24 protein-coding genes are annotated in these 23,246 nt (G+C 65.1%); 17 read left to right on the top strand and 7 right to left on the bottom strand.

Going from position 1 to position 23,246, the window contains the following annotated elements; translation table 11 throughout:
• Window positions 1-217: 217 nt before the first annotated feature.
• The 3 genes from FCS99_RS10335 (at window position 218) to FCS99_RS10325 (ending at window position 2,162) form a co-directional block, all read left to right on the top strand.
• On the top strand, window positions 218-883 hold the full coding sequence (locus FCS99_RS10335; RefSeq protein ID WP_138512213.1) for an alpha/beta hydrolase: 666 nt from the start codon (window positions 218-220) through the stop codon (window positions 881-883).
• 209 nt (window positions 884-1,092) lie between these two features.
• Entirely contained in the window at window positions 1,093-1,659 is a 567-nt protein-coding gene (locus tag FCS99_RS10330) for an HNH endonuclease (RefSeq protein ID WP_138512210.1), read from the top strand.
• The gene (locus FCS99_RS10325; protein ID WP_138512208.1) at window positions 1,656-2,162 is read left to right on the top strand and encodes a DUF1697 domain-containing protein; all 507 of its coding nucleotides are present in this window, start codon (window positions 1,656-1,658) and stop codon (window positions 2,160-2,162) included. Before FCS99_RS10330 ends, FCS99_RS10325 begins: the two co-directional genes overlap by 4 nt.
• Here the strand turns inward: FCS99_RS10325 and FCS99_RS10320 are convergent.
• From FCS99_RS10320 to secA, 3 genes are read right to left on the bottom strand one after another with little or no spacing between them, the layout of a single operon-like run.
• Window positions 2,159-2,653 carry an AAA family ATPase gene (locus tag FCS99_RS10320; RefSeq protein ID WP_138512206.1) on the bottom strand — a complete coding sequence of 165 codons (495 nt, stop codon included), beginning with the start codon at window positions 2,651-2,653 and terminating at the stop codon, window positions 2,159-2,161. The genes FCS99_RS10325 and FCS99_RS10320 overlap by 4 nt on opposite strands.
• Window positions 2,654-2,656: 3 nt before the next feature.
• Window positions 2,657-3,118 carry a GNAT family N-acetyltransferase gene (locus FCS99_RS10315; RefSeq protein ID WP_138512204.1) on the bottom strand — a complete coding sequence of 154 codons (462 nt, stop codon included), beginning with the start codon at window positions 3,116-3,118 and terminating at the stop codon, window positions 2,657-2,659.
• A 2-nt stretch (window positions 3,119-3,120) separates the two neighbouring features.
• On the bottom strand, window positions 3,121-5,883 hold the full coding sequence (secA, locus tag FCS99_RS10310; protein WP_138512202.1) for a preprotein translocase subunit SecA: 2,763 nt from the start codon (window positions 5,881-5,883) through the stop codon (window positions 3,121-3,123).
• Between the two features lie 174 nt (window positions 5,884-6,057).
• Between secA and FCS99_RS16330 the strand changes: the two genes are divergently transcribed.
• The 3 genes from FCS99_RS16330 to FCS99_RS10295 are packed head-to-tail and all read left to right on the top strand — an operon-like array spanning window position 6,058 to window position 7,636.
• Entirely contained in the window at window positions 6,058-7,008 is a 951-nt protein-coding gene (locus tag FCS99_RS16330; RefSeq protein ID WP_267899621.1) for a peptidylprolyl isomerase, read from the top strand.
• A 50-nt stretch (window positions 7,009-7,058) separates the two neighbouring features.
• Window positions 7,059-7,478, top strand: coding sequence for an 8-oxo-dGTP diphosphatase MutT (gene mutT, locus FCS99_RS10300; protein ID WP_138512197.1), 420 nt, complete (start codon window positions 7,059-7,061; stop codon window positions 7,476-7,478).
• Window positions 7,475-7,636: a Flp family type IVb pilin gene (locus FCS99_RS10295; protein ID WP_138512195.1), complete on the top strand. Its 162-nt coding sequence runs from the start codon at window positions 7,475-7,477 to the stop codon at window positions 7,634-7,636. The genes mutT and FCS99_RS10295 overlap by 4 nt, the downstream gene beginning before the upstream one ends.
• A gap of 193 nt (window positions 7,637-7,829) precedes the next feature.
• On the opposite strand, the gene FCS99_RS10290 is transcribed toward FCS99_RS10295, so the two are convergent.
• A complete protein-coding gene (locus tag FCS99_RS10290; protein WP_138512193.1) occupies window positions 7,830-8,744 on the bottom strand; it encodes a methyltransferase domain-containing protein in 915 nt (304 codons plus the stop codon).
• A 48-nt stretch (window positions 8,745-8,792) separates the two neighbouring features.
• On the opposite strand from FCS99_RS10290, the gene FCS99_RS10285 reads away from it, so the two are divergent.
• Genes FCS99_RS10285 through FCS99_RS10270 form a run of 4 tightly spaced genes read left to right on the top strand, consistent with a single transcriptional unit; the run spans window position 8,793 to window position 11,084 of the window.
• Window positions 8,793-9,536, top strand: coding sequence for a ComF family protein (locus FCS99_RS10285; protein WP_233352751.1), 744 nt, complete (start codon window positions 8,793-8,795; stop codon window positions 9,534-9,536).
• A gap of 24 nt (window positions 9,537-9,560) precedes the next feature.
• Entirely contained in the window at window positions 9,561-9,818 is a 258-nt protein-coding gene (gene grxC, locus FCS99_RS10280; RefSeq protein ID WP_138512191.1) for a glutaredoxin 3, read from the top strand.
• Window positions 9,818-10,651 (top strand): carbon-nitrogen hydrolase family protein, encoded by an 834-nt coding sequence (locus FCS99_RS10275; RefSeq protein ID WP_138512189.1) that lies wholly within the window; start codon window positions 9,818-9,820, stop codon window positions 10,649-10,651. The genes grxC and FCS99_RS10275 overlap by 1 nt, the downstream gene beginning before the upstream one ends.
• 7 nt (window positions 10,652-10,658) lie before the next feature.
• On the top strand, window positions 10,659-11,084 hold the full coding sequence (locus FCS99_RS10270; RefSeq protein ID WP_138512187.1) for a DUF1178 family protein: 426 nt from the start codon (window positions 10,659-10,661) through the stop codon (window positions 11,082-11,084).
• Window positions 11,085-11,147: 63 nt separating this feature from the next.
• Here FCS99_RS10270 and FCS99_RS10265 read toward each other — a convergent pair whose 3' ends face one another.
• Complete coding sequence (locus FCS99_RS10265; protein ID WP_138512185.1) at window positions 11,148-13,154, bottom strand: methyl-accepting chemotaxis protein; 2,007 nt, start codon at window positions 13,152-13,154, stop codon at window positions 11,148-11,150.
• Window positions 13,155-13,288: 134 nt separating this feature from the next.
• Window positions 13,289-14,047 carry a bifunctional 2-polyprenyl-6-hydroxyphenol methylase/3-demethylubiquinol 3-O-methyltransferase UbiG gene (gene ubiG / locus FCS99_RS10260; protein WP_138512183.1) on the bottom strand — a complete coding sequence of 253 codons (759 nt, stop codon included), beginning with the start codon at window positions 14,045-14,047 and terminating at the stop codon, window positions 13,289-13,291.
• A gap of 193 nt (window positions 14,048-14,240) precedes the next feature.
• Here ubiG and FCS99_RS10255 point away from each other — a divergent pair, with 193 nt between their 5' ends.
• The 6 genes from FCS99_RS10255 (at window position 14,241) to FCS99_RS10230 (ending at window position 21,496) form a co-directional block, all read left to right on the top strand.
• Window positions 14,241-15,461, top strand: coding sequence for an aspartate kinase (locus FCS99_RS10255; protein WP_138512180.1), 1,221 nt, complete (start codon window positions 14,241-14,243; stop codon window positions 15,459-15,461).
• 2 nt (window positions 15,462-15,463) lie between these two features.
• Window positions 15,464-17,758 (top strand): phosphoenolpyruvate--protein phosphotransferase, encoded by a 2,295-nt coding sequence (gene ptsP / locus FCS99_RS10250; protein WP_138512178.1) that lies wholly within the window; start codon window positions 15,464-15,466, stop codon window positions 17,756-17,758.
• A gap of 96 nt (window positions 17,759-17,854) precedes the next feature.
• Complete coding sequence (locus FCS99_RS10245; protein ID WP_171036327.1) at window positions 17,855-18,706, top strand: helix-turn-helix domain-containing protein; 852 nt, start codon at window positions 17,855-17,857, stop codon at window positions 18,704-18,706.
• Between the two features lie 98 nt (window positions 18,707-18,804).
• Complete coding sequence (gene ispG / locus FCS99_RS10240) at window positions 18,805-19,950, top strand: flavodoxin-dependent (E)-4-hydroxy-3-methylbut-2-enyl-diphosphate synthase (RefSeq protein ID WP_138512174.1); 1,146 nt, start codon at window positions 18,805-18,807, stop codon at window positions 19,948-19,950.
• A gap of 92 nt (window positions 19,951-20,042) precedes the next feature.
• Window positions 20,043-20,399, top strand: a complete 357-nt coding sequence (locus FCS99_RS10235) for an arsenate reductase family protein (protein ID WP_138512172.1) — start codon at window positions 20,043-20,045, stop codon at window positions 20,397-20,399.
• The gene (locus tag FCS99_RS10230; RefSeq protein WP_138512170.1) at window positions 20,396-21,496 is read left to right on the top strand and encodes a threonine aldolase family protein; all 1,101 of its coding nucleotides are present in this window, start codon (window positions 20,396-20,398) and stop codon (window positions 21,494-21,496) included. Before FCS99_RS10235 ends, FCS99_RS10230 begins: the two co-directional genes overlap by 4 nt.
• Here FCS99_RS10230 and FCS99_RS10225 read toward each other — a convergent pair.
• Window positions 21,478-22,587, bottom strand: a complete 1,110-nt coding sequence (locus tag FCS99_RS10225) for a hypothetical protein (RefSeq protein ID WP_138512168.1) — start codon at window positions 22,585-22,587, stop codon at window positions 21,478-21,480. The two genes, FCS99_RS10230 and FCS99_RS10225, sit on opposite strands and share 19 nt — an antisense overlap.
• A gap of 75 nt (window positions 22,588-22,662) precedes the next feature.
• Between FCS99_RS10225 and FCS99_RS10220 the strand changes: the two genes are divergently transcribed.
• Complete coding sequence (locus FCS99_RS10220) at window positions 22,663-23,244, top strand: LOG family protein (protein ID WP_138512166.1); 582 nt, start codon at window positions 22,663-22,665, stop codon at window positions 23,242-23,244.
• The last annotated feature ends 2 nt before the right edge of the window (window positions 23,245-23,246 follow it).

Here is a 23,246-nt window from a genome sequence, read left to right as displayed (position 1 = left end):
GAGAGGGTGGCGCGCATGCGCCGGGAGAGGGGGAAATCCCGGTGCTGGCAGGTAATCGCGAGGACCTCGGCGTCCCCCCTCATCCGGCGCATGCGCGCCACCTTCTCCCCAGGGAGAAGGGGTAGGCCTGTCGCCTTGTCGGGCCTCGCCGGGAAACACCTCTTGCCCGCATCCCCCGCCTCGCACTATCCAGTCTGCAACCAAGCTGGAGATGTGAATGTCCCGTCCGATTGATGGTCCGCGGTTGGCGCCGCATGGCGGATCTGCGCCGAAGAAACTGGTGATCTTCCTGCACGGCTACGGCTCGAACGGGGATGATCTGATTTCGCTGGGGCAGATGTGGGCGCGGGATTTGCCGCATGTGCAGTGGATTTCACCGAATGCACCGGACCCGGTGCCGGGCGCTCCGAACGGGTTTCAATGGTTCCCGATCTCCAATCTCGACCCCAAGCGGATCGAGGAAGGCGCGGCCATGGCCTGGCCGGTCGTGGATGCCTTCATCGACCAGGAGCTGGCGCGCTATCAGCTGTCCGAATCCGATCTCGTCCTGTGCGGCTTCTCCCAGGGCACGATGCTTTCTCTCCAGGCCGGCCTGCGCCGCAAACGGCCGCTGGCGGGCATCATGGGCTTTTCCGGCGCCCTGCCGGGCGGGGCGAAGCTGAAGGAGGAGATGGCGTCCAAACCGCCGATCATGCTGATCCATGGCGACCAGGACCAGGTCCTGCCGCTGGGCTTCATGTTCGACGCGCTCGAGCATATCGCCGCCGCCGGACACGGTGCCCAATGGCATATCTCCCAGGGCATTCCCCACTCGATCGGCCAGGATGGCCTGGACCTGGGTGGGCGCTTCATCGGCAAGGCCCTGGCCGGGCGTTTGGTGTGACACCCAAGATTCTCAAGAGCGTCATAGGACTGACACGCGAACAGGAGTAACCTTCTTTCAAGCGCGGGAGGCGAATCGATTCGGACAAGCGAATCCGTCTCTTGCGTGCGACAGGAGGTGCGCTTTCAGGACGCTGGTCCAAAAGACACACCCCCTCTCGATCTGGCCCAACCGACCGGTTCGGGCCGGTCTTGATGAGGGAGGTCGCCATGCAGGTGCTTGAACGTGCACCGCAGGGAATGCCCTGTCTGGTCCTGAATGCGGACTTTCAGCCCCTGAGCTATTGGCCGCTTTCCACCTGGCCCTGGCAGGAGGCGATCAAGAATGTCTTCCTGGAACGGGTGGCGGTGATCTCGCATTATGACGAGGTCGTGCATTCACCCAGTTTCGAGATGCATGTGCCCTCGGTGGTCGCGCTGCGCGAATACATCCACCAGGACCGGTCCCCCGCCTTCACCCGATACAATGTCTGGCTCCGCGACGGGTTCCAGTGCGCCTATTGCGGCAAGGACGGGGTCGACCAGCTGACCTTCGACCATGTCATTCCGCGCAGGGCCGGCGGCAAGACGAGCTGGGACAATATCGTGGCCGCCTGCGGGCCCTGCAATCTCAAGAAGGGCGGGCGCACGCCGCGCGAGGCGGGCATGCCCCTGCGCCGGCCGCCGCAACGCCCCTCCATGTATGAGTTGCAATCCCAGGGCCGAAAATTCCCGCCGAAATTCCTCCATGAGAGCTGGCTGGACTATCTCTACTGGGATATCGAGCTGGAGCGCTGACCACGCTCATCGCCTTCCTGCGGGCCGTCAATGTCGGCGGGACCGGCAAATTGCCCATGGCCGAGCTGCGGGCGATGGCGGAACGCTGCGGCTTTGCCGATGCCAGGACCTATATCGCGTCCGGCAATCTGGTTTTCCGGACAGACACGACGGCGGATGGTGCGCGCGTTGCGCTGGAGGCGGAACTGGCCGCCTGGGCGGGAAAGCCGGTTCCCGTCTTCCTGCGAACCCCGGCCGAGCTGGACGATATTCTGGCCGCGAACCCATTTCCCGATGCGCCGGGCAATCGCTGTCTGGTGACCTTCCTCGATGCCCCGCCGCCCGAAGGTTGGCAGAGCGAGATCCGGCACCTCAAAGATGAGGAGATCGCGGCCATCGGTCGGGAGATTTACATCCATTATGGCGACGGGATGGGCCAGTCCAGACTGGTCATTCCGGCAGCACGGTCCGGCACGGCCCGCAATCTCAACACGATCCGAAAACTGGTGGAGATGGTGGGCTAGCCGTTCGAGACCCGGATATGATCCACGACCCAGTTCTCCTCCGGCTGCGGCGGCAGGAAGTGGGCGGTGAACTGGTCGAACTGGGCGTCGGAGGCCGCGTATTCATGCGTGCCGGCCGCATTGCGGGCGCGCAGTCGCGCCTTGCAGACCGCATCGGGGACATCAATCCAGTGCAGGATCGCGTCCGCCCCGGCCGCCTCGACAATCGTGCGCGCCCAGTCCCGGCGGGCCCGGGTATTGGCGTGAAAGTCGAGCACCACGCTGAGGCCTTCCTGCAGGATGGCGGCGATATGCGGTTTCAGCGCCGTCTCCAGCCGCGCGGAGCGGATGCGGAAATCCTCCAGCGTATGGATTTCGTCCGGAAACAGGGCGGCCATGAAGGCGTCTTCACTGACCAGGAGCGTCTCCGGCCCCGCCGCCAGTTCCCGGGCCAGGGTGGATTTGCCGGAGGCGATCTTCCCGCACAACAGGTGAAGCGTCGGCCGCCCCATGGCCTAGAGGTCCATTTCCAGCCAGGGCAGTTCGCGCCCCTTGAACACGTCGGAGGGCCGCATCGCGACACGGCGCGCACCCATATGGATATAGGCCGGCTCGGCATAGGGGTCGGACAGGATGGTCATCACCTTGTCGCCAGCGGCGCGGAGCTTGTCGGCGGCGTCGTCGAACAGGGCCCGGCCGGCACCCGTGCCGATGGCATCGGGCGACACGAAGAGGAGGTCGAGATTGCCCTTGGTGCTGCCCGGTTCGATCTGGCAGACGCCGAGCAGGGTCCCGTCTTTACGCTCGGCCACGGTCGTGTAACCGGCGGCAATCGCCTCGGAGGTGATCTTCAAATAGGGCGAGACGGCTGCCATGAAGGCAGCGTCATAGCCCCAATAGGCCTTGGACTTCAGGCAAAGCTGCGACAGGGCTTCTTCCTCGCCCGGCCGGGCAGGGCGAAGGACAGGTCCGGTCATGCCTAGGCCGAGGCCTCGCCGACCGCGCCGTGGCAATGCTTGTACTTCTTGCCGGAGCCGCACGGGCAGGCCTGGTTGCGCGAAACGCGGCCCCAGGTCTCCGGATTGGCCGGATCGACCTTCTGAGCGGGCGTCGCTGCGCGCGACGGTGCCAGGCGCGGGGCACCCGGACGCGGGGCCGTGCCGGTCGGCGGCGCCATCTCATTGCGGCCCGTGCTCGGGTCGATATGGGTTTCCTTCATGCCTTCGGGCTGCTGCGGCGGGGCCGGCGGGCGCTCGAAGCGGATCAGCATGAGCTGGCGGGTCACTTCGCCGCGCAGGCTGTCCATCATGTGTTCGAACAGGGCGAACGCCTCGCTCTTGAACTCGTTCAGCGGATTGCGCTGGGCGTAGGAGCGCAGGCCGATCATGGAGCGCATGGCGTCCAGATTTTGCAGATGCTCGCGCCAATTGATGTCGATCGCCTGCAGCAGGATGGATTTCTCGATCCGGCGCATCAGTTCCGGTCCGGCCGTGGCAGCCTTTTCGGCAAAGGCGCGGTCGGCCGCCGAGGTGATCCGTTCCAGGATTTCCTCGTCGGCAATGCCCTCTTCGGCGGCCCAGTCGGCGATCGGCAGGTCCAGACCCAGCTGTTCCTTCACCTCGGTCGTCAGGCCGTCCACATCCCATTGGTCGGCATAGGCCTTGGGCGGGATGTGCGCTTCCACCAGATCCTCGACGGTCTGCTGGCGCATGTCCTTGATGACATCGGAGACATCGTCGGAGGTCATGAAGTCGATGCGCTGCTCGAACACGGCCTTGCGCTGGTCATTCATGACGTCATCGTATTTGAGGACGTTCTTGCGGATGTCGAAATTGCGCTGTTCGACCTTCTTCTGCGAGGTCTCCAGGGCCTTGGACATCCAGGGGTGCTCGATGGCCTCGCCCTCTTTCATGCCCAGCGTGCGCATGATGCCGTCCAGACGTTCCGGCGCGAACACGCGCAGCAGGTCGTCCTGGACGGAGATGTAGAATTTGGAGCGGCCCGGATCACCCTGGCGGCCGGTCCGGCCGCGCAGCTGGTTGTCGATCCGGCGGCTTTCATGGCGTTCCGTGCCGAGCACGAAGAGGCCGCCGGCATCCAGGGCCTGCTTCTTCTTCTCGGCGATTTCCGCCTTCAGCTTCTCGGTTTGTTTGGCAATCTCGACTTCGGTCGGTTCCTTGCCCTTTTCCGACTGCGCATCCTTCCAGGCGTCCAGACGCATTTCCAGATTGCCGCCCAGCTGGATGTCGGTGCCGCGGCCGGCCATGTTGGTGGCGATCGTCACGGCGCCCGGCACACCGGCTTCGGCAATGATGAAGGCTTCCTGCTCGTGATAGCGGGCGTTGAGCACCTGGTGCTTGATCTTCGCCTTGGTCAGCAGGTCTGACAGGAGTTCAGACTTCTCGATCGAGGCCGTGCCGACCAGGACCGGCTGGCCCCGTTTCACGGCGTCTTTGATCTCGGCGATGACGGCGTCGTATTTTTCCTGGGCCGTGCGATAGACGCTGTCTTCCTCATCGATCCGCGCGATCGGCCGGTTGGTCGGGATCTCGACCACGCCCAGCTTGTAGATGTCGAAGAATTCGTCGGCCTCGGTGAGCGCCGTACCGGTCATGCCGGCGAGACGGTCATAAAGACGGAAATAATTCTGGAAGGTGACCGAGGCGAGCGTCTGGTTCTCCGGCTGGATCTCCGCGCCTTCCTTGGCCTCGATGGCCTGGTGCAGGCCGTCCGACAGGCGGCGGCCCGGCATCATGCGGCCGGTGAATTCATCGATCAGGACAACGGCATTGTCCTTGAGGATGTAGTCCTTGTCCTTGACGAAAAGCTTGTGCGCCTTGAGGGCCTGGTTGACGTGGTGCACGACCGAGATGTTCTCGACATCATACAGGTCGCCGTCTTCCTTGATCATGTCCCGCTCGCGCAGGAGTTCCTCGATCTTCTCATTGCCCTCTTCGGTGAGAAGGATGGAGCGCGCCTTCTCGTCGATCTCGTAGCAATCCTCGTCCAGGAGCGGGATCAGCTTGTCGATCGCCTGGTAGAATTCCGTACGGTCTTCGGTGCGGCCGGAAATGATCAGCGGTGTGCGGGCTTCGTCGATCAGGATGGAGTCGACCTCGTCGACGATGGCAAAGCCATGGCCGCGCTGCACCATCTCCTCGACGGAGTATTTCATGTTGTCGCGCAGATAGTCGAAGCCGAGCTCATTGTTCGTCGCATAGGTGACGTCGCAGGCATAGGCTTCGCGGCGTTCCGGATCGGTCATGCCGTGGGCGATCACGCCGGTCTTCATGCCCAGCTGGGCGAAGACCTTGCCCATCCATTCACTGTCGCGCGTGGCGAGATAGTCGTTCACCGTCACGACGTGGACGGCCTTGCCGGTCAGCGCATTGAGATAGGAGGGCAGGGTGGCGACGAGGGTTTTACCTTCACCCGTCTTCATTTCCGCGATGGAGCCTTCATGCAGCACCATGCCGCCCATCAGCTGCACGTCATAGGGACGCAGGCCCAGGGCGCGCTTGGCGGCTTCGCGCACGGCGGCGAAGGCTTCCGGCAGGAGATTGTCGACTTTCTCGCCCTGCTTGATCCGGTCGCGGAACTCGTCGGTCTTGGCCTTGAGCGCGGCGTCGCTGAGCGCTTCGAAATCCGGCTCCAGCGCGTTGATCTTTTCGATCACGGGCCGCATGCGGCGGAGTTTGCGATCGTTATCGGTACCGAAAATCTTGCGGGCTATGGACAGCATGTGCTCTGGCTTTTGTACGACTACGACGCCACCGGCATCGGGTCCGTCCCGATTGCCAAGGACGCCAGCATTGCTTTGAAACGTTTAGGTGACTTAAGGATGGGGAGTATGGGTGTCAATCAAGCCGCACCGTATGCAGTTCGCGGCATCACCCCCTAAAGGATTGTTGGCGTGATGAATCTGCGCACTTTGACCCTACTGTTCTTGGTGTTTGGCAGTGTGGCGGCCTGCGGCCCTGCGCCGCGGCAAACCAGCCCGGACACGGGTGATTCCGCACCGGTCCTGTCCCCGGACGAAGCCGATCCGGTGGTGGCCCGGGTGGATGGCACGGTGATCCGCCGCTCCGATGTCGAGCGCGAGGCCCTGGCCCAGGACCCGGACAACAATACCGGTCTGGCTCCGGGAGACCCGCATTTCCAGAGCCTGCTGGAAGAACTGATCGACCAGCGCCTCCTGGCCCTGGAGGCGCGCCGCCGCGGCCTGCACCAGTCCGAAGTGGCCCGCCGCCGACTGGCCCAGGCGGAGGAGCGGATCCTGGGCAATGTCCTGCTGGAGACCGCGCTGGCCGATGCCGTCTCGGACGACACGATCGAGCGCATCTATCGCGAACAGGTGCGGCTGATCCCGCTGGATGAGGAAATCCGCGCCCGCCACATCCTGGTCGATACGCGCGAGGAAGCCGACGCGATCGCACAATTGCTGGCCGATGGGCGGGAGTTTGCCGAACTGGCCGTGGCCATGAGCCAGGACCCGGCGACCCGGCTGGAGGGCGGTGATCTGGGCTATTTCACCCGCCAGGGCATCCTGCCCAGTTTCGGGGCGGTCGCCTTTTCCACGCCGGAGGGCGGGATTTCCGCGCCCTTCCAGACCGAGTCGGGCTGGCACATCCTGCAAGTGGTCGACCGCCGCCGGCAGCCGCCGCCCTCGCTGGAACAGATGCGGCCGGTGATCTCCGAATTCTACATGTATGACCAATTGGCCGCCCTGGTGGACGAGCTGCGCCAGGAGGCCGAGATCGAGCGTCCGGAACTGCCACCCGTCCCGCAGGTCGAGACCGACCAGGACAGTCCGGAGGCCGAGCTGGAACTGCAGCCGGAATCGGACAATTTGGACTCACCGGGTTAAGCCGCCATTCACTGGCTTTCTGCACGCGTCCTTAAGGGAGTATAGGCATAATGACGGCTCGTGGCCCCAAACCGGTGATCCATGTGGCAGCCTGTGCGCTGATCGATACGGACGGCCGTATCCTCATCGCCAAGCGTCCCGAGGGCAAACCGATGGCGGGGCTTTGGGAGTTTCCCGGCGGCAAGATCGAGCCGGGTGAAACACCGGAGCAGGCTGTGGTGCGAGAACTGCGCGAGGAGCTGGGCGTGGAACCGTGTGAACGGTGCCTGCACCCCTTTGCCTTCGTCTCCCACCCCTATGACGACTTCCACATCGTCATGCCGCTCTTCCTGTGCCGCACCTGGGACGGTTTCCCGCAACCGCGCGAGGGCCAGGAGATCACCTGGGTCCGCAAGGAGCGCCTCGGCGACTACACCATGCCGGCGGCCGACCGCCCGCTGGCGGCCGAATTGAGGGATCGACTGGTATGATGGGATTGCTGAACACATTCGCCCGCGACGAGCGCGGCGCCACGGCCATCGAATACGCCATGATCGGCGTCATCGTCTCCATCGCCGCCATCGCCGGCCTCTCCATCATCGGCCCGGCCGTCATGGGCATGTTCAATGAGGCGGGTTCGGCGTTTTAGGGGCGGCGGTTTTTCCGTAATTCTTGGCTCGTCGCGATCCTCCCTCTCCCTGGGGAGAGGGTGGCGCGCATGCGCCGGGAGAGGGGAAATCCCGGTGCTCGCCAGTAATCGCGAAGACCTCGCCATCCCCCCTCATCCGCCGCTTCGCGGCACCTTCTCCCCAGGGAGAAGGAGGGCGGTTCAGCTTGAGCCCCTACTTCCCTGCCTTCTCGCCCAGCGACTTCTCTTTCACGCCCAGAGCATCCGCCAGCCGGTGCGTGGCAGACCCCGGGCGCTTGGGCTTGGGCTGGTCCGGGTGTGGGGCCCAGCCGGCGGCGTGGATGATGTCGAAGCTGGCGCGGATGCGGCCATTGGGGTCGGCGAATTTTTCGGCGTAGAGCTGGGCGGTGCGCACGAAGAGGGCGCGGCTGGCCGGTTTTTGCGGCCGGTCGGCGAGGATGGAGGTTTCCCCCATGCCGCGCAGATCATTCATCAGGGCGAAGGCATTGTCATAGCGCACGGTGACGCGGTCGACATCGGCCACGGGCATGGCAAAGCCGGCGCGCTGCAACAGGGCGGCCATGTCGAAGGTTCCGGCATAGGGCGAGACCCGCGCCGCGGCGCCGCCGGTCAGTTCGCTCTCCGCCGTCATCAGGCATTGGCGCAGCTCGGTCAGCGTGTTGCCGCCGAGCAGGGCGGCGGCGAAGAAGCCGTCCGGCTTGAGCGCGTGGTTGATCTGGACCAGTGCGCCGGGCAGGTCATTGGTCCAGTGCAGGCCCCAGGGTGCCAGGACCAAGTCCAGGCTTTCCTCGGCGAAGGGCAGGGCTTCCTCGTCCAGGCACAGAGCCGGCGCTTCCAGTGAGGCGGCGACATCGGCGGCCAGATCGGATTGGGTCAGCCAGCCGATCTTGGCGGCGGCGGGGTGCGTGCCCAGCTCGTCCACCAAGCCGGGACCGCCGCCGAGAATGGCGGCGCGGTCGAAATCCCGCGTGATGCTGTCGACACGATCGCACATATCCTCGAATGCGCGACGCACCAAAAAGTTGTAGTCTGCCAATTTCGGCGCGGCCCGGTTGCGGCGGCGGGCCAGGAGCTGGCGGTCGAACAGGCGGGGCGGTGTGTCGGTCATGGCCGGGATATGCCCCCTCGGCGGCGTCAGGAAAAGAGGGGAGGCGGCATGGATGGCATCTGGAGCGGGCTGGCCGACCTGATCTGGCCGCCGGTCTGCCCGCTGACCGGCACGCGGGTGAGCGGGCACGGGCTTTTGTCAGAGCCGGGCTGGTCGGCCCTGACCTTCCTGGACGCGCCCTGTTGTCATGTCTGCGGGCTGCCCTTTGCCTATCCCGGTGCCAGCGGGTCGGACTCCCTGCATGCCTGCGCGCCCTGCCTGGCCCGCCCGCCGCTGCATGACGGCGCCCGGGCACCGCTGGCCTATGACGACCATTCCCGGGGCCTGGTGCTGGGCTTCAAGCATGGCGGGCGGCCGGAATGGGTGGACCGGTTTGCCGCCTGGATGGCGATGTGTGCCCCGGACTGGCTGGCTGAAGCCGATGCGCTGGTGCCGGTGCCGCTGCACTGGCGGCGGCTCTGGTCGCGGCGCTATAACCAGTCCCTCCTGCTGGCCCGGGCGCTGGGACAGCGGACGGGCGTGCCGGTCGAGGCAGACAGCCTGTTGCGCCGCAAGCCGACGCCCAGCCAGGCCGGTCAGTCGGCGGGGGCGCGGCGGCGCAATGTGGCCGGGGCCTTCTTTGTCGCCCGGCCGGAATCCGTCAGGGATCGGCAACTGATCCTGATCGATGATGTGCTGACCACGGGGGCGACGGCGAATGCCTGTGCACGCCAGTTGAAGCGGGCCGGTGCAAAATCGGTATACCTTATGACACTGTGCCGCGTTGTCAGGACGAGTGATGCGACTATCTAGAGCGCAGTTTTGGAGTTGAAGATCATGGCTGAAGTCACCCTTTATACCCGTCCCATGTGCGGCTACTGCGCCCGCGCCGTTTCCCTGCTCAAATCCAAGGGCGTCGCTTTCAACGAGATCGATGCCGGTTTCGACGTCACCAAGAAGCAGGAAATGATCGCGCGCTCGAACGGCGCCCGCACCTTCCCGCAAATCTTCATCGGTGACATGCATGTCGGCGGCTGTGATGACATGATGGCGCTGGAACGCGCCGGCAAGCTGGACGCCCTGCTGTCGGCCTGATGTCCAAGCTCGATATCGCCCTCATCCAGATGCGCTCGGGGATCGACCCCGAGACCAATCTGGCCGACGCCTCGGACCTGATCCGGCAGGCGGCGGGCGAGGGCGCGCGCCTGGTCCTGACCCCGGAAGTCACCCATCTTGTCCAGAAGGACTGGGCGGCGGCTGTCCCGCTCATGCACACGCCCGAGGCGGATCCGGTGATCCCGGCCTTTGCCGGCCTGGCGGCAGAGCTGGGCATTTCCCTCCTGATCGGCTCCATGGCGCTGAAACAGGAGACGGGCCGCAAGGCGCTGAACCGCTCCTTCCTGTTCGGCCCTGATGGGTCGCTGACGGCCTGGTATGACAAGGCCCACATGTTCGATGTCGGACTGGGACAGGGCGAGAGCTATCGCGAGAGCGACAATTACCAGGCCGGTGAGCGCCTGGTCCTGGCCGAGGCCGAGGGCGCCAAGCTGGGCCTGTCGATCTGCTATGATGTCCGCTTCGCCTATCTCTACCGCCGTCTCGCCCAGGCCGGCGCGCAGGTGCTAACGGTTCCCGCCGCCTTCACCCGCACCACCGGCAAGGCGCACTGGGAGGTACTGCTGCGGGCCCGCGCGATCGAGACCGGCAGCTATGTCCTCGCCCCGGCCCAAGGCGGACTGCATGCCGATGGCCGCCGCACCTGGGGCCATTCCATGGTGGTCGACCCCTGGGGCAAGGTGGTGGCCGAACTCGACCATGACGAACCCGGCATCCTGACGGCACAGCTCGACCTGTCGCGCGTGGATGAGGCCCGCACGCGTGTGCCGGCCCTGACCCATGACCGCGAGCTGACCGGACCGGGGATGTGAGGCCGGCATGATCCGCTACGCCCTTCTGTGTGACGCCGATCATGACTTCGAGGCCTGGTTCTCCAGCTCGGACAGTTATGACGCGCAGGCGGCCAAAGGCTTGGTGGAATGTCCGCATTGCGGCTCCACCCGGGTCCGCAAGGCGCTGGCTGCGCCCGCCGTGTCGACCTCTCGGTCGAAGGAAGCGCGCTCGGAGCAGCAACAGCTGGCCGAGATGGCCGGCAAGGTCCGCGCCCATATCCGCCAGAATTTCGACTATGTCGGTGAGGATTTCGCCCGCGAAGCCCGCGACATGCATGAAGGCCGCAAGGAAGCCCGCCTGATCTATGGCGAGACCTCCGCCGACGAGACGCGTCAACTGCTCGAGGACGGGGTCGAAGTCACACCCCTGCCGGACGCTTTCGCGCCCACTCCGCCCAAGAAGGCGAACTGAGCGGACATGAAAAAGGCGGCCCCGAAAGGACCGCCTTGTTCGTGAGGACCTGTGAAGGCCGGCCTAGAGCGTCAGCTTGCCCTTGAGCAGGCGGATGCCGGCCTTGCCATTCTTCTTCCAGACAATCTCGCCCAACACGACCTCGCCATTGAGCTCGACCTGGATGGTTTCCCCGACCTCGCCCGCGTCGGCTGCGGCAATGCCCAGCCCGCCTTCGGAGATGTTCTCGATCTGGATGGCCGAGTGCTGGCGGTCATTGCGGCCGGTTGCGCTGACCTTGTCGATGTTTCGGCGTGTCAGGCTGCGATTGTCGGCATGCTTGAGTTCCGCATCCAGGGCCTCGGCCATCTGGTCGAGCAGGGTGAGGACTTGTTTGGAGGCGTCTTCCAGTTCCGCCAGCTGGGCGAAGGCCGTGCGGCGGTCGCCGGCTTCCAGCGCTTCCAGTGCGGCGCGACCAGAGGCGTGAACGCGCTTGTGCGGCTCCACGAGTTCCCGATAGGCGCGATGATTGCGGATTTCCGGCACGTTCAGGCTGTCATACCATTGGCCCAGGCGACAATCATGGTGATCGGTGATCTCGTCGGACCGGCACTGGGCATAGCCGGACACCGTGTCGACGATCTTCTTCTTGAAGACGACGTGGTCGATCTTGGCCATCTGAACCAAGGAGCGGTGCGAGTCCGCAACAAACCAGGACTGGGCGCTTTCCAGGAAACCATTGTTGGAATTGTGCAGCGAGGCCGCCATTTCACCCAGACGGGTCCGGTTCTCGCCGGCCCGGTCGGCCACGCCTGTGATATTGGTCGAGATCTCGGCCGTCGTGGCTTCCTGCTGGTTCAGGATCGAGGAGATTTCTTCCATCCGGCCGGTCACGTCCGACACCTGGTCGCCGACCGAGCGGATCAGGGAGCTGGCGCCCTCGATCGTGCTTTGTCCGTTCTCCACGGCCGTGCGGGAACCGGCGAGCGAATTCTCGATCACGGCCATGCCGTTCTTGAGCGCGGAAATCCGGGTGGAGATGTCCTCGGTGGCCTTGGCGGCCTGGGTCGCCAGCGATTTCACTTCCGATGCGACCACGGCAAAGCCTTTCCCGGCCTCGCCGGCGCGGGCGGCCTCGATGGTGGCGTTGAGGGCCAACAGATTGGTCTGGTCGGAGATCGTCTGGATCACCGAGAGGAAATCGCTGATCTGTTCGGACGCTTCGTTGAGCTCCTTCAGACTCTGGGCGCTTTCATCAGCCGTCCGGGCAATGTCGGCGATGGAGGTCGCGACACTGTCCATGGCGTCAATGCTTTCATGCACGGTGGTATTCGTGCTTCGGGCCCGTTCGGCGGCTCCGTCGGAGTTCTCGGCGATCTGCTGCACCGAGGTCAGCAATTGTTCGGCAGCAGCCGAGATCGACTGGCTGTTGTCGGTGGCGTCATCCGTGGCCGATTGCAGCATGGCCATGTTCAGGGACAGGTCATTGATGGAGGCAATCGTCTCCGCGACGCTGCGCAGGCTGGCCAGATTGGTGTCGCGGCGATTGTCTTCCTCGACCCGCAGGCGGATGCCGTTCTCATACCCTTCCTGGGCCGAGCAGATATCCAGGAAGGCCCGCGAGATCAGCGCGGACAGGACCCGTTCGGCCTTTTTGGGGTTGAGGCGGTATTTGGCGAAAATGGCCGGTACGGCGCTGGTGAGAACCCGGCCATAGGCGGCGATATACCAGTGCGAGGGCAGGCCGATCCGGACATGGGCTTCGGCGATCCGCACCGAACGCCCCTGGAATTCAATGCCGGGCTTCTGGGTCAGCAGGCCCTGCCAGTGCTTGACCTGCTTGGCCGCGATCGCCTTGGTCTGACCCTCATAGCCGGAGAAAATCTCCGACAGTTCCGGATCCTTGAGGAGCGAAGCGTAGAAGTCGTCGAGAATGGGGTCCAGCGCCGGTTCGATGGCCTTCCAGGCATCCAGGCAATCGGCAGCCGGGATATCCTTTGGGTTCAGGAAGCCCTGGATACGCTCCAGCAGTTCCGTCGAGATACCCTTTGTGGCCGGGCTGGTTTCCTTGCGCGCAACGGCTCCGCTCATGGCCTTGATCTCCTGGCTTCAAGTCAAGGCCAATTGGTCGCATCCTGGTATATGAATTCTTAAAATACGCGGGTTTCTACAGGCGTTTGTCCGTATATTTTAATGCCGGGCCCGCATCCGGTTGCTTGCCGGTTCTAGGCTTTGTCTGCGACTACCATATAGTTCACTGAGACATCCTCATTCAGCGAGAATTGGTCCGTCAGCGGATTGTATCCGACGCCCACCGGAGACCGCAGGCTCATCCCGCCTTCGCGCAGGGCGGCGCGGATTTCACCCGGCTTGACCAGCTTGCCGAAACGGTGCGTGCCGCGCGGCAGCCAGCCCATCACCCATTCGGCCCCGACAATGGCCAGGGCGAAGGCCTTGGATGTCCGGTTGATCGTGGCGCAGATCATCAGCCCGCCCGGTTTCACCAGCTGGGCACAATCGACCAGGAAGGTGTGGGGGTTGGCGACATGCTCCATCACTTCCAGATTGAGCACGACGTCGAATTTCGGTTCGTCATTCTCGAGCAATTGCTCCGCCACGCCGTGACGGTAGTCGATGTCCAGACCCTGTTCTTCGGCATGGACGCTGGCCGTCTTCACATTGGCTTCGGCAGCGTCGACCCCGGTCACGCTGGCACCGAGGCGTGCCATGGGTTCGCAGACCAGTCCGCCGCCACAGCCGATGTCCAGGATGCGCAGACCCTCCAGCGGCGTGTCGCCGGAGCGGTTGAAATGCTCGCAGATCACCTCGCGGATATAGCCCAGGCGCACCGGGTTGAACTTGTGCAGCGGCTTGAATTTGGACTCCGGATCCCACCACTCCGCCGCAGTGCGCGAGAACTTCTCCACTTCCAGCGGATCAATGGACGGCCGGGTCAAGGTTTCCGGGGCAGATGCCGTTGCCATGCGAATTCTCCCTGCAGGCGAGTGCGCCTGTGATTGCGTTCAAGCGTTGCGCGCCGGTCCGTGTCCGCTTACCTAACCGCCGGCGGCCCGGCCATAATATGGCTCCGGCTGCCGCGCTAATCGAGCCCGGTGCGACACTGTGCGCACATGATCTAGGCCGGACCGGGCCAGAGTAAAACTGCGGGGGACAGGTTTGAGCACACGGGTTGTGGCCAAATTCGGTGGCACCTCGGTCGGATCGATCGAGCGGATCCGCCATTCCGCGAGCCTGGTGGCCGACGCGGTCCGGCGCGGCGAGGTCATGGCGGTCGTGGTCTCGGCCATGGCCGGCGAGACCGATCGCATTCTCGGCCTGACCCAGGAATTGGGCGCCGGTCTGGGCGATGCCGAGACCGATGTCGCCCTGGCCGCCGGCGAGCAGGTCTCCTCGGCCCTGATGGCACTGGCCCTGCGCGAATCCGGCCTGCAGTCCCGCTCCTTCCTGGGCTGGCAATTGCCGGTCATCACGGACGGCCCGGCGGGGGCCTCCCGCATCGCCGGCATGGATGTGGCCGCCCTTGAAACCGTGATGGAGGCGGGCGTGATCCCGGTTCTTGCCGGCTTCCAGGGCATTACCCAGGACGGGGATGTGCGCACGCTGGGGCGTGGCGGTACGGATCTGTCAGCGGCCGCCCTGGCGGCGGCGCTGGGCGCACGTTGTGATATCTATACCGATGTCGACGGGGTCTACACGACCGATCCGCGTATCGAGCCCGGGGCCGGGCGGCTCGATGCGATCAGCCATGATGAAATGCTCGAACTGGCAGCCCAGGGCGCCAAGGTGCTGCAGACCCGGTCCGTCGAATTCGCCAAGGCACGCGGCGTGCCCATGCGCGTCCTGTCCTCCTTCCTGGAGGCGGGGCAGAGCCGCGGCACGGATGTGGTCGCCACCCGGGATGTCGCCGAGCGCCGCATCGTGTCCGGCGTTGCCTATGCCCGCGACCAGGCCCGTCTGGCCCTGGTCGGCACGTCCAGCCGGTCCGATCTGCCGGCCCGCGCCTTCGCCGCCCTGGCCGAGGCCGGGATCGGGGTCGACATGATCGTACAGGCCCAGGCCCGGGTTGCCGGCACCGTGACACTGGAATTCTCTGTTGCCCACCGGGATCTGGAACGCGCCCTGTCGGCGCTCGAAACCGCGTTGCCGGGGGTCGACATGACCAGTGAAACCGGTCTGGCAAAGGTTTCTGTCGTGGGTTCAGGATTGCGCCAGCGGGCTGATATTGCGCGTTCCCTGTTCGCGGTTCTGGGGGAACACTCCATCCCCGTGCGCGTTCTTGCGACATCGGAGATCAAGATTTCAGCACTGATCGAGAATGATGCGGTGGAACGTGCTGTGCGAGCCTTGCACGCGGCCTATGGATTGGATCAGGTATAGGCATGGATGACGTGAAGACTCCCTCAGCGCGCGATCCGCGCCGCTTGCTCAAGCGCATGCGCGAGCTCATGGCGGTCCAGGAAAACGCCCAGGCCCGCCTGGATCACCTGACCGCGATGATCGCCCAGGAGGCCGGCTGGGATGTCTGTTCCATCTATCTGGCCCGTCAGTCCAATGCGCTGGAGCTCTGCGCGACCTTCGGCCTGAAGCCGGAATCGGTCCACTCGGTGCGGCTGCAGCCCGGTGAAGGCCTGGTCGGTCTGGTCGCCCGCCGCGCCCGGCCGCTCTCCACATCCAATGCACGGGCCCACCCGGCCTTCTCCTACAAGCCGGAGACCGGGGAAGAACCCTTCAACACCTTCGTCGGTGTGCCCATCCTGCGCGGTGGCCGCATGGTCGGGGTGCTCACCGCCCAGACCTCACAGGAACGCCAGGTCGGGGTCGACGAGATCGAGACCCTGCAGACGGTGGCCATGGTCCTGGCCGAGATTGTCGCCTCCGGTGACATTGTCGAAGCCGAGGAAATGGCGGGCCTGGACGTGCGCCAGTCGCGTCCGGAACGCTTCCAGGGCGGGGCCTATTCCGGTGGTGTGGTCCAGGGCGTGGCCGTCCTTTTCGAACCGCATGTCGAATCCACCCGGCTGATCGCGGAAGATTCCGGCGCGGAAGAGGAGCGCCTCGACACGGCGATCAATTCCCTGCGTGCCTCGATCGACGAGATGCTGGACAGTGGCCGCATCCCCTTCGGTGGGCCGACCCGGGATGTGCTGCAAGCCTATCGCATGTTCGCCCATGACCGCGGCTGGATGGAACGCCTCCGTGAAGCCGTCCGCCGGGGCCTGACCGCCGAAGCGGCTGTCGAACGCGTCCGGAACGAGAACCGCGCCCGACTGATGAAGGCCAGTGACCCGACCTTCCGCGAGCGCCTGCACGACCTGGAAGACCTGGCCAACCGCCTCCTGCGTCACCTGGAAGGCGATGGCGTGCACATGTCCGACCTGCCGGACAATGCCATCATCATCGCGCGCAATATCGGTCCGGCGGAACTGCTCGAATTCGACCGTGAGAAGCTCAAGGGGATCGCGCTGGAGGAAGGCTCGGCCTCTTCCCATGCCGCCATTGTGGCCAAGGCGCTGCGCATTCCGCTGGTCGGCCGTCTGGAAGGCGCGCTGGACCGGGCGGAGAATGGCGACCCGGTCATCCTCGATGGCGAGTTCGGCATCCTGCACATCCGGCCGCAACCGGATGTGGTCGAGACTTACGAGGAACGCATCCGCCTCCTGTCGGAACGCCGTCTCTCCTATGCCGAGCTGCGTGGACCCGCTGTCACGAAGGATGGGGTCCGGGTTGGCGTGCACATGAATGCGGGCCTGCTGATCGAATTGATGGGGCTGGACGAGATCGGGGCGGACGGGGTCGGCCTGTTCCGGACCGAATTCCAGTTCATGGTGTCGGAAACCCTGCCGCGCCTGTCGGCGCAGGCGGCGGTCTACAAGTCCGTGCTCGACGCTGCGGGCGACAAGCCGGTCGTGTTCCGCACGCTCGATCTGGGCGGCGACAAGGTGGCGCCCTTTGCGCCCTCGACCAAAGAGCCCAATCCGGCCCTTGGCTGGCGTGCCATCCGCATGGGTCTCGATCGTCCCGGCCTGCTGCGCTACCAGATGCGGGCCCTGATCCAGGCGGCCGAGGGGCGGCCGCTGCAGCTCATGTTCCCGATGATCGCCGCGCCCTGGGAAATGCGGGCGGCCCGCGAGATGCTGGACCGGGAAATCCGCCACGCCAAACATGCCGGTCATCCGATCCCGTCAGAGCTGAAGGTCGGCATGATGCTGGAGACGCCGGGCATGGCTTGGGCGCTGGAACATGTCATCGATACGGTCGATTTCGTCTCCGTCGGCGCCAATGACCTGATGCAGTATTTCTTCGCCGCCGATCGCCAGAACACACGTGTCTCGGATCGGTACGATGTCCTGTCTCCGTCGGCACTCGACCTCCTGAAACGGATCAATGATGTCTGCGTCGCGCACGATACACCGGTCTCCGTTTGCGGTGAGGTTGCGGCCAAACCGCTGGAGGCGGCGGTCCTTATCGCCTTGGGTTACCGAAGTCTTTCCATGGCGTCGGGGAGTATAGGGCCGGTTAAGAAACTCATCTCCGGACTCGATGCGGAGAAACTTGGCACCTGGCTTGCGAGCCGTCTCGAGAGCCCTGCGGACAGCTTGCGTCCGCTCCTGCTGGAAGCGGGAGAAGACGCCGGATTGCCCCGCGAGGCAGTTGAAAACGGACGAGCGATTTGATCTTATAGGGAGACGGTCAGGGTTAATTCCTGTATTCGTGTTCTTGGGGGAATGTCGCTCCGATAGCGAGAGCGGTAGGTGGTTATGTCGGGTCAAGTGTCAGGGTCTTCTTTTGTCCCCGTTGACGCCGTCTACGCCGATGACGGCGTTGGCTATGTCAGCATGACGGCGGGTGAGCGGCTCCGCGAGGCGCGCGCGAAGATGAGCCTGTCGCTGAAGCAGGCCGCCGACGCGACGCGGATCCGTGCCGATTATCTGGAAGCGCTTGAAGCCATGGACTCCCGCGGCCTGCCGGCCCGGGCCTATGCCATCGGCTATCTGCGCACCTATGCCAGCTTCCTGTCCATCGAACCGCATGGCCTGGTCGAACAGTTCAAGCGCGAGGTCGATACCGAGACCGGTCGCGCCCAGCCGACCGCCGCGGCCAAGAGCCGGGACCCGATCCAGCTGCCGCGGGGCGTGTTCGGTGTGGCCTTCATCCTGATCATCGTTGCCGCCGTGGCCTGGTGGTATTCCGGCCAGACCGGTTCGGGCGGCCTCCTGTCCAATCCGCCATCCCCGCCGGATGCGGCACCGGAATGGGCCCGCGCCGATTTCGACCTCGCCGCCCGCGCGCCCAGCGTTGAGGACATCTGGACCAATCTGCCGCTCAACCAGGCCACGACCCTGTCTTCGGCCGTGGTGATGCGCGCCATCATTCCCACCTGGCTGGAAGTGCGTGATGCCTCCGGCCGCATCCTGTTCGCCCGTGAACTGGGCGCGGGTGAGACTTTCCATGCGCTGGAACCGGGCCTGACCGTCTCGGCGGCCAATGCCGGGGCGATCCGTCTGGAACGGAACGGCGAGACGCTGGGCCTGCTGGGCGCGTCGGGCACGCCGGTCGAGAACCTGCCGGTCCTGGCCTCGGCGGATCTTCCCGCCGAAGACCCGGCCAATTCGCCGCAATAAGCCGCAATAAACTGTCGCACCCCGGTCGCAAGATCGCCCCGAAAACGCTATATCCGCCCGGTAACGGTGGATGGCATCGTTGACGGAGTGAGACCCCCATGTCGCAGACCGGTCCTGACCCCCGCACCGTGCGCCCCTGGCGCATGATCGAACGTCGCAAGAGCCGCACCATCAAGGTCGGGAGCCTGGAGGTGGGCGGCGATGCGCCGATCACGGTCCAGACCATGACGAACACGCCGACCGCCGATGCCGGCGCGACGATCGACCAGATCCGGCGTTGTGAAGAGGCCGGCGCCGATCTGGTCCGGGTCTCCTGTCCGGACGAGGACTCCACCGCCGCTTTCCGCGAGATCGCGAAGGCCGCGACCGTGCCGCTGATCGCGGACATCCATTTCCACTACAAGCGCGGTATCGAAGCGGCCCAAGCGGGCGCCGCCTGCCTGCGGATCAATCCGGGCAATATCGGTTCGATGGACCGGGTGAAGGATGTCGTTCAGGCGGCCCGCGATCATGGCTGCGCCATCCGGATCGGCGTCAATGCCGGCTCACTGGAGCGCCATTTGCTGGAGAAGTATGGCGAGCCCTGTCCGGAAGCCATGGTGGAAAGCGCGCTGGAACATGCGCGCATCCTCGAGGATCTGGACTTCCGCGATTACAAGATTTCGGTGAAGGCCTCCGACCCCTTCCTGACGGCCGCGGCCTACCAGGCGCTTTCGGAAGCGACGGATGCGCCGCTGCATCTCGGCGTGACCGAAGCCGGTGGCCAGCGCATCGGCACGGTGAAATCCGCCATCGGGATCGGCTCCCTCCTGTGGGCCGGGATCGGCGACACGATCCGTGTCTCCCTCTCCGCCGAGCCGGAGGAAGAGGTGAAGGTCGGTTTCGACATTCTCAAATCCCTCGGCCTGCGCACGCGCGGTGTGAACATCATTGCCTGCCCGTCCTGTGCCCGTCAGGGCTTTGACGTGATCCGCACGGTCGAGACGCTGGAGAACCGGCTCTCCCACATCTCCGAACCGATCTCCCTGTCCATCATCGGCTGTGTGGTGAACGGGCCGGGTGAGGCGCTGATGACCGATCTGGGCTTTACTGGCGGGGGTGCCGGACGCGGCAAGATGTATGTCTCCGGACGGCCGGATCACAATGTGTCCAACGCTGAGATGATCGACCATATCGTCGAGATGGTGGAGGCCCGTGCCGCCCTGCTGCAGGCCGAGCGCGCGGCTGACGAAGCGGCCGAGTAACACCTGAATAAGAGTATGCTGCACGGCCTCTTGCAAAGCGGAGGAGAAGCCCTTCCAATCCGCCACGCGCTGAGGGAGAGCGGACGCGAACCATGACTGTGACGATCTACGGACTGAAGAATTGCGACACGTGCCGCAAGGCGGTGAAAGAGCTGGAAACGGCCGGTCTGAAACATCGTTTCGTGGATATTCGCGAAGAGGCCGACAATGTCGTTCAGGTCCCCAAATGGCTGGATGCGGTCGGGGCCAAGGCGCTGGTGAATACCCGCTCGACGACCTGGCGCAATCTGACGGCGGAAGAGCGCGCCATGGCGGAAGAGGATCCGGCCGGGGCCCTGATTTCCTCGCCCACCCTGATCAAGCGTCCGGTGATCGAAGCCGGCGGCGATGTCCGCGTCGGCTGGAATGCCGCGACGCTCGAGGATCTCAAATCCGTCGCTGCGGAATGAGCACCTCGATCCGGGCACAGTGTGATCTCGATCTGGGTTTTCCTTTCCACACGGATGGTGATCCGGCCGACCGGCTGGAGCGCGTGGCAGCCTATATGCGCGCGCAGGGTCTGGGGCCGGAAGCCTATCTGACCGGCGAGAGCGTGACGCGGCTGGAAGCGCGCATGGCAGAGCTGCTGGGCAAGCCGGCAGCCGTCTGGTTCCCGACCGGGACCATGGCCCAGGGCGTGGCCGCGCGCATCCATTGTGCCGAGGCCGGTGATACCCGTCTGGGCCTGCACCCGACCTCGCATCTCGCCCTGCATGAGGAAGACGGGCACACGCATTTGCACGGGCTGGAGCCGGTGAGTTGCGGCGATTGGTCCCGTCCGATGCGTCCGGACGACCTGCCCGAACAGGCGGGCTGCTGCTTCATCGAACTGCCGCAGCGCCATAATGGCGGCGCCTTGCCGGACTGGGACACGCTGGTCGCCATCAAGGCCCGCGCCCGGGATGCCGGCCTCACCCTGCACATGGATGGTGCGCGCCTGTGGGCGCTGCCCTCGGCCTGGTCCGGTCACGACCTTGCGGAGATCTGTGACGGATTCGCTTCGGTCTATGCCTCCTTCTACAAGGATTTGGGGGCCTCCGGCGGGGCGATTCTGGCCGGCGGGGAAGACTTCGTCGTCGAAGCCCGTCTCTGGCTGGCCCGCATGGGCGGCCGCCTGGTTTCGGCCTGGCCGATGGTGCCGGACGCTTTGCGGGTTCTGGATGCGAGACTGGATCTGGTGCCCGATTTCGTCGCCCGCGCCCGGCAGATCGCGGCCGGCGTCGGCGAGCTGGCCGGGCTGACGATCACGCCGAACCCGCCACAGGTGAACATGATGCATGTCCGGCTGGACTGCGATGTGGAGACCGCCGAGGCTGCCCGCGATGCGGCCGCCGAGGCAACCCGTGTCTGGCTGGGCAACCGGTTCTGGCATTTCGAACAGGACCCGGTGCCGGCGCTTGAGATTGCCATCGGGGAGCGGGCCCTGGCGGCAGACCCGGACCGCATCATCGAGGCCATCCGGGTGATGGGTGCTGTCGCGGCGGAGGCTCAGTCCACCAGCGGATAGAGCGCCAGGGCCAGGTCCATGACCTGTCCGTCCCGCAAGAGCGTCAGGACGAGTTCCGTCCGCGTGCCGTCCGGGTCGCAATTGCGGTCCCGCATGGGCAGTCCGTTGAAATGGGTGACCAGATCCCCTTCCAGCACCCCGGCATCGGCGGCGGGCGTCTGCTCCAGCACGCCCTCGACCCGCAGGCCGTCACCGTCTGCCCGAAGCACCATGCCGTGGGCGATCATGGGATCGAAACTGATGTCCCCCTCGGTGACCCGCTCGATCCGGACGCGTTCGCGGTCCGCGTCAAAGGTCCACCGGAAATGCCGCATCACCACACCGCCGATCAGTTCCGTACCCGGCGTGGATTGCAGGACGGGAGCCGACAGGGTGTGCGGGCCCAGCCGGGCCACGCCGTTCAGACGAGCCCCCTGGCGCCGCTCGATCCGGTTGATCCGCATCGATGCGCCGGTCGGCCGCGGCGCTGTCACCGTGTCATACCGGTGCAGCCCGTTCACGGCGAGCACCGTGCCGCCCGCGCCGCTGTCGATCAGCATGCGGCGGGTGCGGCCGGGAAAGCCGATCTCCAGCCAGGGACGGCTGTCGGGCCCGTCCGTATCGAAGACGGTGATACCGTCCGGACGTGGCAGTTCGCCGGACTCCAGGCGGATCTGGCCGGCCTGGTAATCCAGCGTGACCAGGAAGTCCCCAAATGAGTCATAGGCCAGGATGCCGTCGATCTCGCGACCCAGGGCCATGGATAGATGGTCGAGCTCCCGCAAGCGGGTCGGGAGCCGGTTATAGGTGACCGGGCCCAGCGTGGCATCCCGGATGCTGACCCGCTGGCCGGCATCGAAGACCTGGCCGGTGACCCGTTCCAGGCTGTCAGGATCCATGATGCTGGATGAGGCGCCCGTGTCGTAGACGAACCACAGGGTCCGGTCGTCCGGCCGGCCCGGCTGTTCGGACAGGGTGATGGGAACAAAGAAATAGTCGCGGCAGATCTGTGTGGGAATGTCATGGACGCGGGGCGGGTCCTGGGCGTCCGCGGCGGCTGGAATATTGCCCGCCAGCCAGGCTGCGACTAAGAGGTTTAACCAACGCATCATCCGGTCGCCCATTGCTTGCCGGAGCCGCGCCGGGTGCGGGGCGTTCCGATCCATTTCCGAGAGTTCAGGGTTAGCATGAAATCGATTTGTGTCTATTGCGGGTCCAATTCGGGCCGGTCGCCGGCCTTCACGATGGCGGCGGAGTCACTCGGGCGCCTGCTCGCCGAACGCGGGGTGAAGCTGGTCTATGGCGGCGGCCAGGTGGGGCTGATGGGCACGCTGGCAGACGCGGTCCTGTCCGCGGGGGGCAAGGTGGAAGGCGTCATCCCCGAATTCCTCGCCCTGAAGGAGATCGCGCATATGAGCCTGACCCGGCTCCACGTCGTGAAATCCATGCATGCCCGCAAGGCGATGATGGAAAGCCTCTCCGACGGCTTCATTGCCATGCCGGGCGGGATCGGCACGATGGAGGAATTGTTTGAGATCTGGACCTGGGGCCAGCTGGGCCAGCACCGCAATCCGGTCGGCCTGCTCAATGTCGATGGCTATTACGACGCCCTGGTCGCTTTCCTCGACACGATGACGGAACAGGGCTTCCTGACCCCTGAACATCGCAGCGCGCTGTTGGTCTCCGATGACGCCGAAGCCCTGCTCGACATGTTCGCGGCTTATGACGCCCCGCCCGCCGATGTCCGGATCAAGACGGGGCAGACCTAGGC

The sequence above is a fragment of the Maricaulis alexandrii genome (genome assembly GCF_005871165.1).
GTDB classification, from domain to species: domain Bacteria; phylum Pseudomonadota; class Alphaproteobacteria; order Caulobacterales; family Maricaulaceae; genus Maricaulis; species Maricaulis alexandrii.
The sequence above is the reverse complement of the archived record's forward strand: the minus strand, read 5'-3'. Positions and strand labels throughout refer to the sequence as shown.

What these genes read in the sequence shown, in the direction of transcription:
- FCS99_RS10335 (WP_138512213.1), top strand. Translation starts at nt 218, where the DNA reads ATGTCCCGTCCGATTGATGGTCCGCGGTTGGCGCCGCATGGCGGATCT.
- FCS99_RS10330 (WP_138512210.1), top strand. Translation starts at nt 1,093, where the DNA reads ATGCAGGTGCTTGAACGTGCACCGCAGGGAATGCCCTGTCTGGTCCTG.
- FCS99_RS10320 (WP_138512206.1), bottom strand. Translation starts at nt 2,653, where the DNA reads ATGGGGCGGCCGACGCTTCACCTGTTGTGCGGGAAGATCGCCTCCGGC.
- FCS99_RS10315 (WP_138512204.1), bottom strand. Translation starts at nt 3,118, where the DNA reads ATGACCGGACCTGTCCTTCGCCCTGCCCGGCCGGGCGAGGAAGAAGCC.
- secA (WP_138512202.1), bottom strand. Translation starts at nt 5,883, where the DNA reads ATGCTGTCCATAGCCCGCAAGATTTTCGGTACCGATAACGATCGCAAA.
- FCS99_RS16330 (WP_267899621.1), top strand. Translation starts at nt 6,058, where the DNA reads ATGAATCTGCGCACTTTGACCCTACTGTTCTTGGTGTTTGGCAGTGTG.
- mutT (WP_138512197.1), top strand. Translation starts at nt 7,059, where the DNA reads ATGACGGCTCGTGGCCCCAAACCGGTGATCCATGTGGCAGCCTGTGCG.
- FCS99_RS10295 (WP_138512195.1), top strand. Translation starts at nt 7,475, where the DNA reads ATGATGGGATTGCTGAACACATTCGCCCGCGACGAGCGCGGCGCCACG.
- FCS99_RS10290 (WP_138512193.1), bottom strand. Translation starts at nt 8,744, where the DNA reads ATGACCGACACACCGCCCCGCCTGTTCGACCGCCAGCTCCTGGCCCGC.
- FCS99_RS10285 (WP_233352751.1), top strand. Translation starts at nt 8,793, where the DNA reads ATGGATGGCATCTGGAGCGGGCTGGCCGACCTGATCTGGCCGCCGGTC.
- grxC (WP_138512191.1), top strand. Translation starts at nt 9,561, where the DNA reads ATGGCTGAAGTCACCCTTTATACCCGTCCCATGTGCGGCTACTGCGCC.
- FCS99_RS10275 (WP_138512189.1), top strand. Translation starts at nt 9,818, where the DNA reads ATGTCCAAGCTCGATATCGCCCTCATCCAGATGCGCTCGGGGATCGAC.
- FCS99_RS10270 (WP_138512187.1), top strand. Translation starts at nt 10,659, where the DNA reads ATGATCCGCTACGCCCTTCTGTGTGACGCCGATCATGACTTCGAGGCC.
- FCS99_RS10265 (WP_138512185.1), bottom strand. Translation starts at nt 13,154, where the DNA reads ATGAGCGGAGCCGTTGCGCGCAAGGAAACCAGCCCGGCCACAAAGGGT.
- ubiG (WP_138512183.1), bottom strand. Translation starts at nt 14,047, where the DNA reads ATGGCAACGGCATCTGCCCCGGAAACCTTGACCCGGCCGTCCATTGAT.
- ptsP (WP_138512178.1), top strand. Translation starts at nt 15,464, where the DNA reads ATGGATGACGTGAAGACTCCCTCAGCGCGCGATCCGCGCCGCTTGCTC.
- ispG (WP_138512174.1), top strand. Translation starts at nt 18,805, where the DNA reads ATGTCGCAGACCGGTCCTGACCCCCGCACCGTGCGCCCCTGGCGCATG.
- FCS99_RS10235 (WP_138512172.1), top strand. Translation starts at nt 20,043, where the DNA reads ATGACTGTGACGATCTACGGACTGAAGAATTGCGACACGTGCCGCAAG.
- FCS99_RS10230 (WP_138512170.1), top strand. Translation starts at nt 20,396, where the DNA reads ATGAGCACCTCGATCCGGGCACAGTGTGATCTCGATCTGGGTTTTCCT.
- FCS99_RS10225 (WP_138512168.1), bottom strand. Translation starts at nt 22,587, where the DNA reads ATGATGCGTTGGTTAAACCTCTTAGTCGCAGCCTGGCTGGCGGGCAAT.
- FCS99_RS10220 (WP_138512166.1), top strand. Translation starts at nt 22,663, where the DNA reads ATGAAATCGATTTGTGTCTATTGCGGGTCCAATTCGGGCCGGTCGCCG.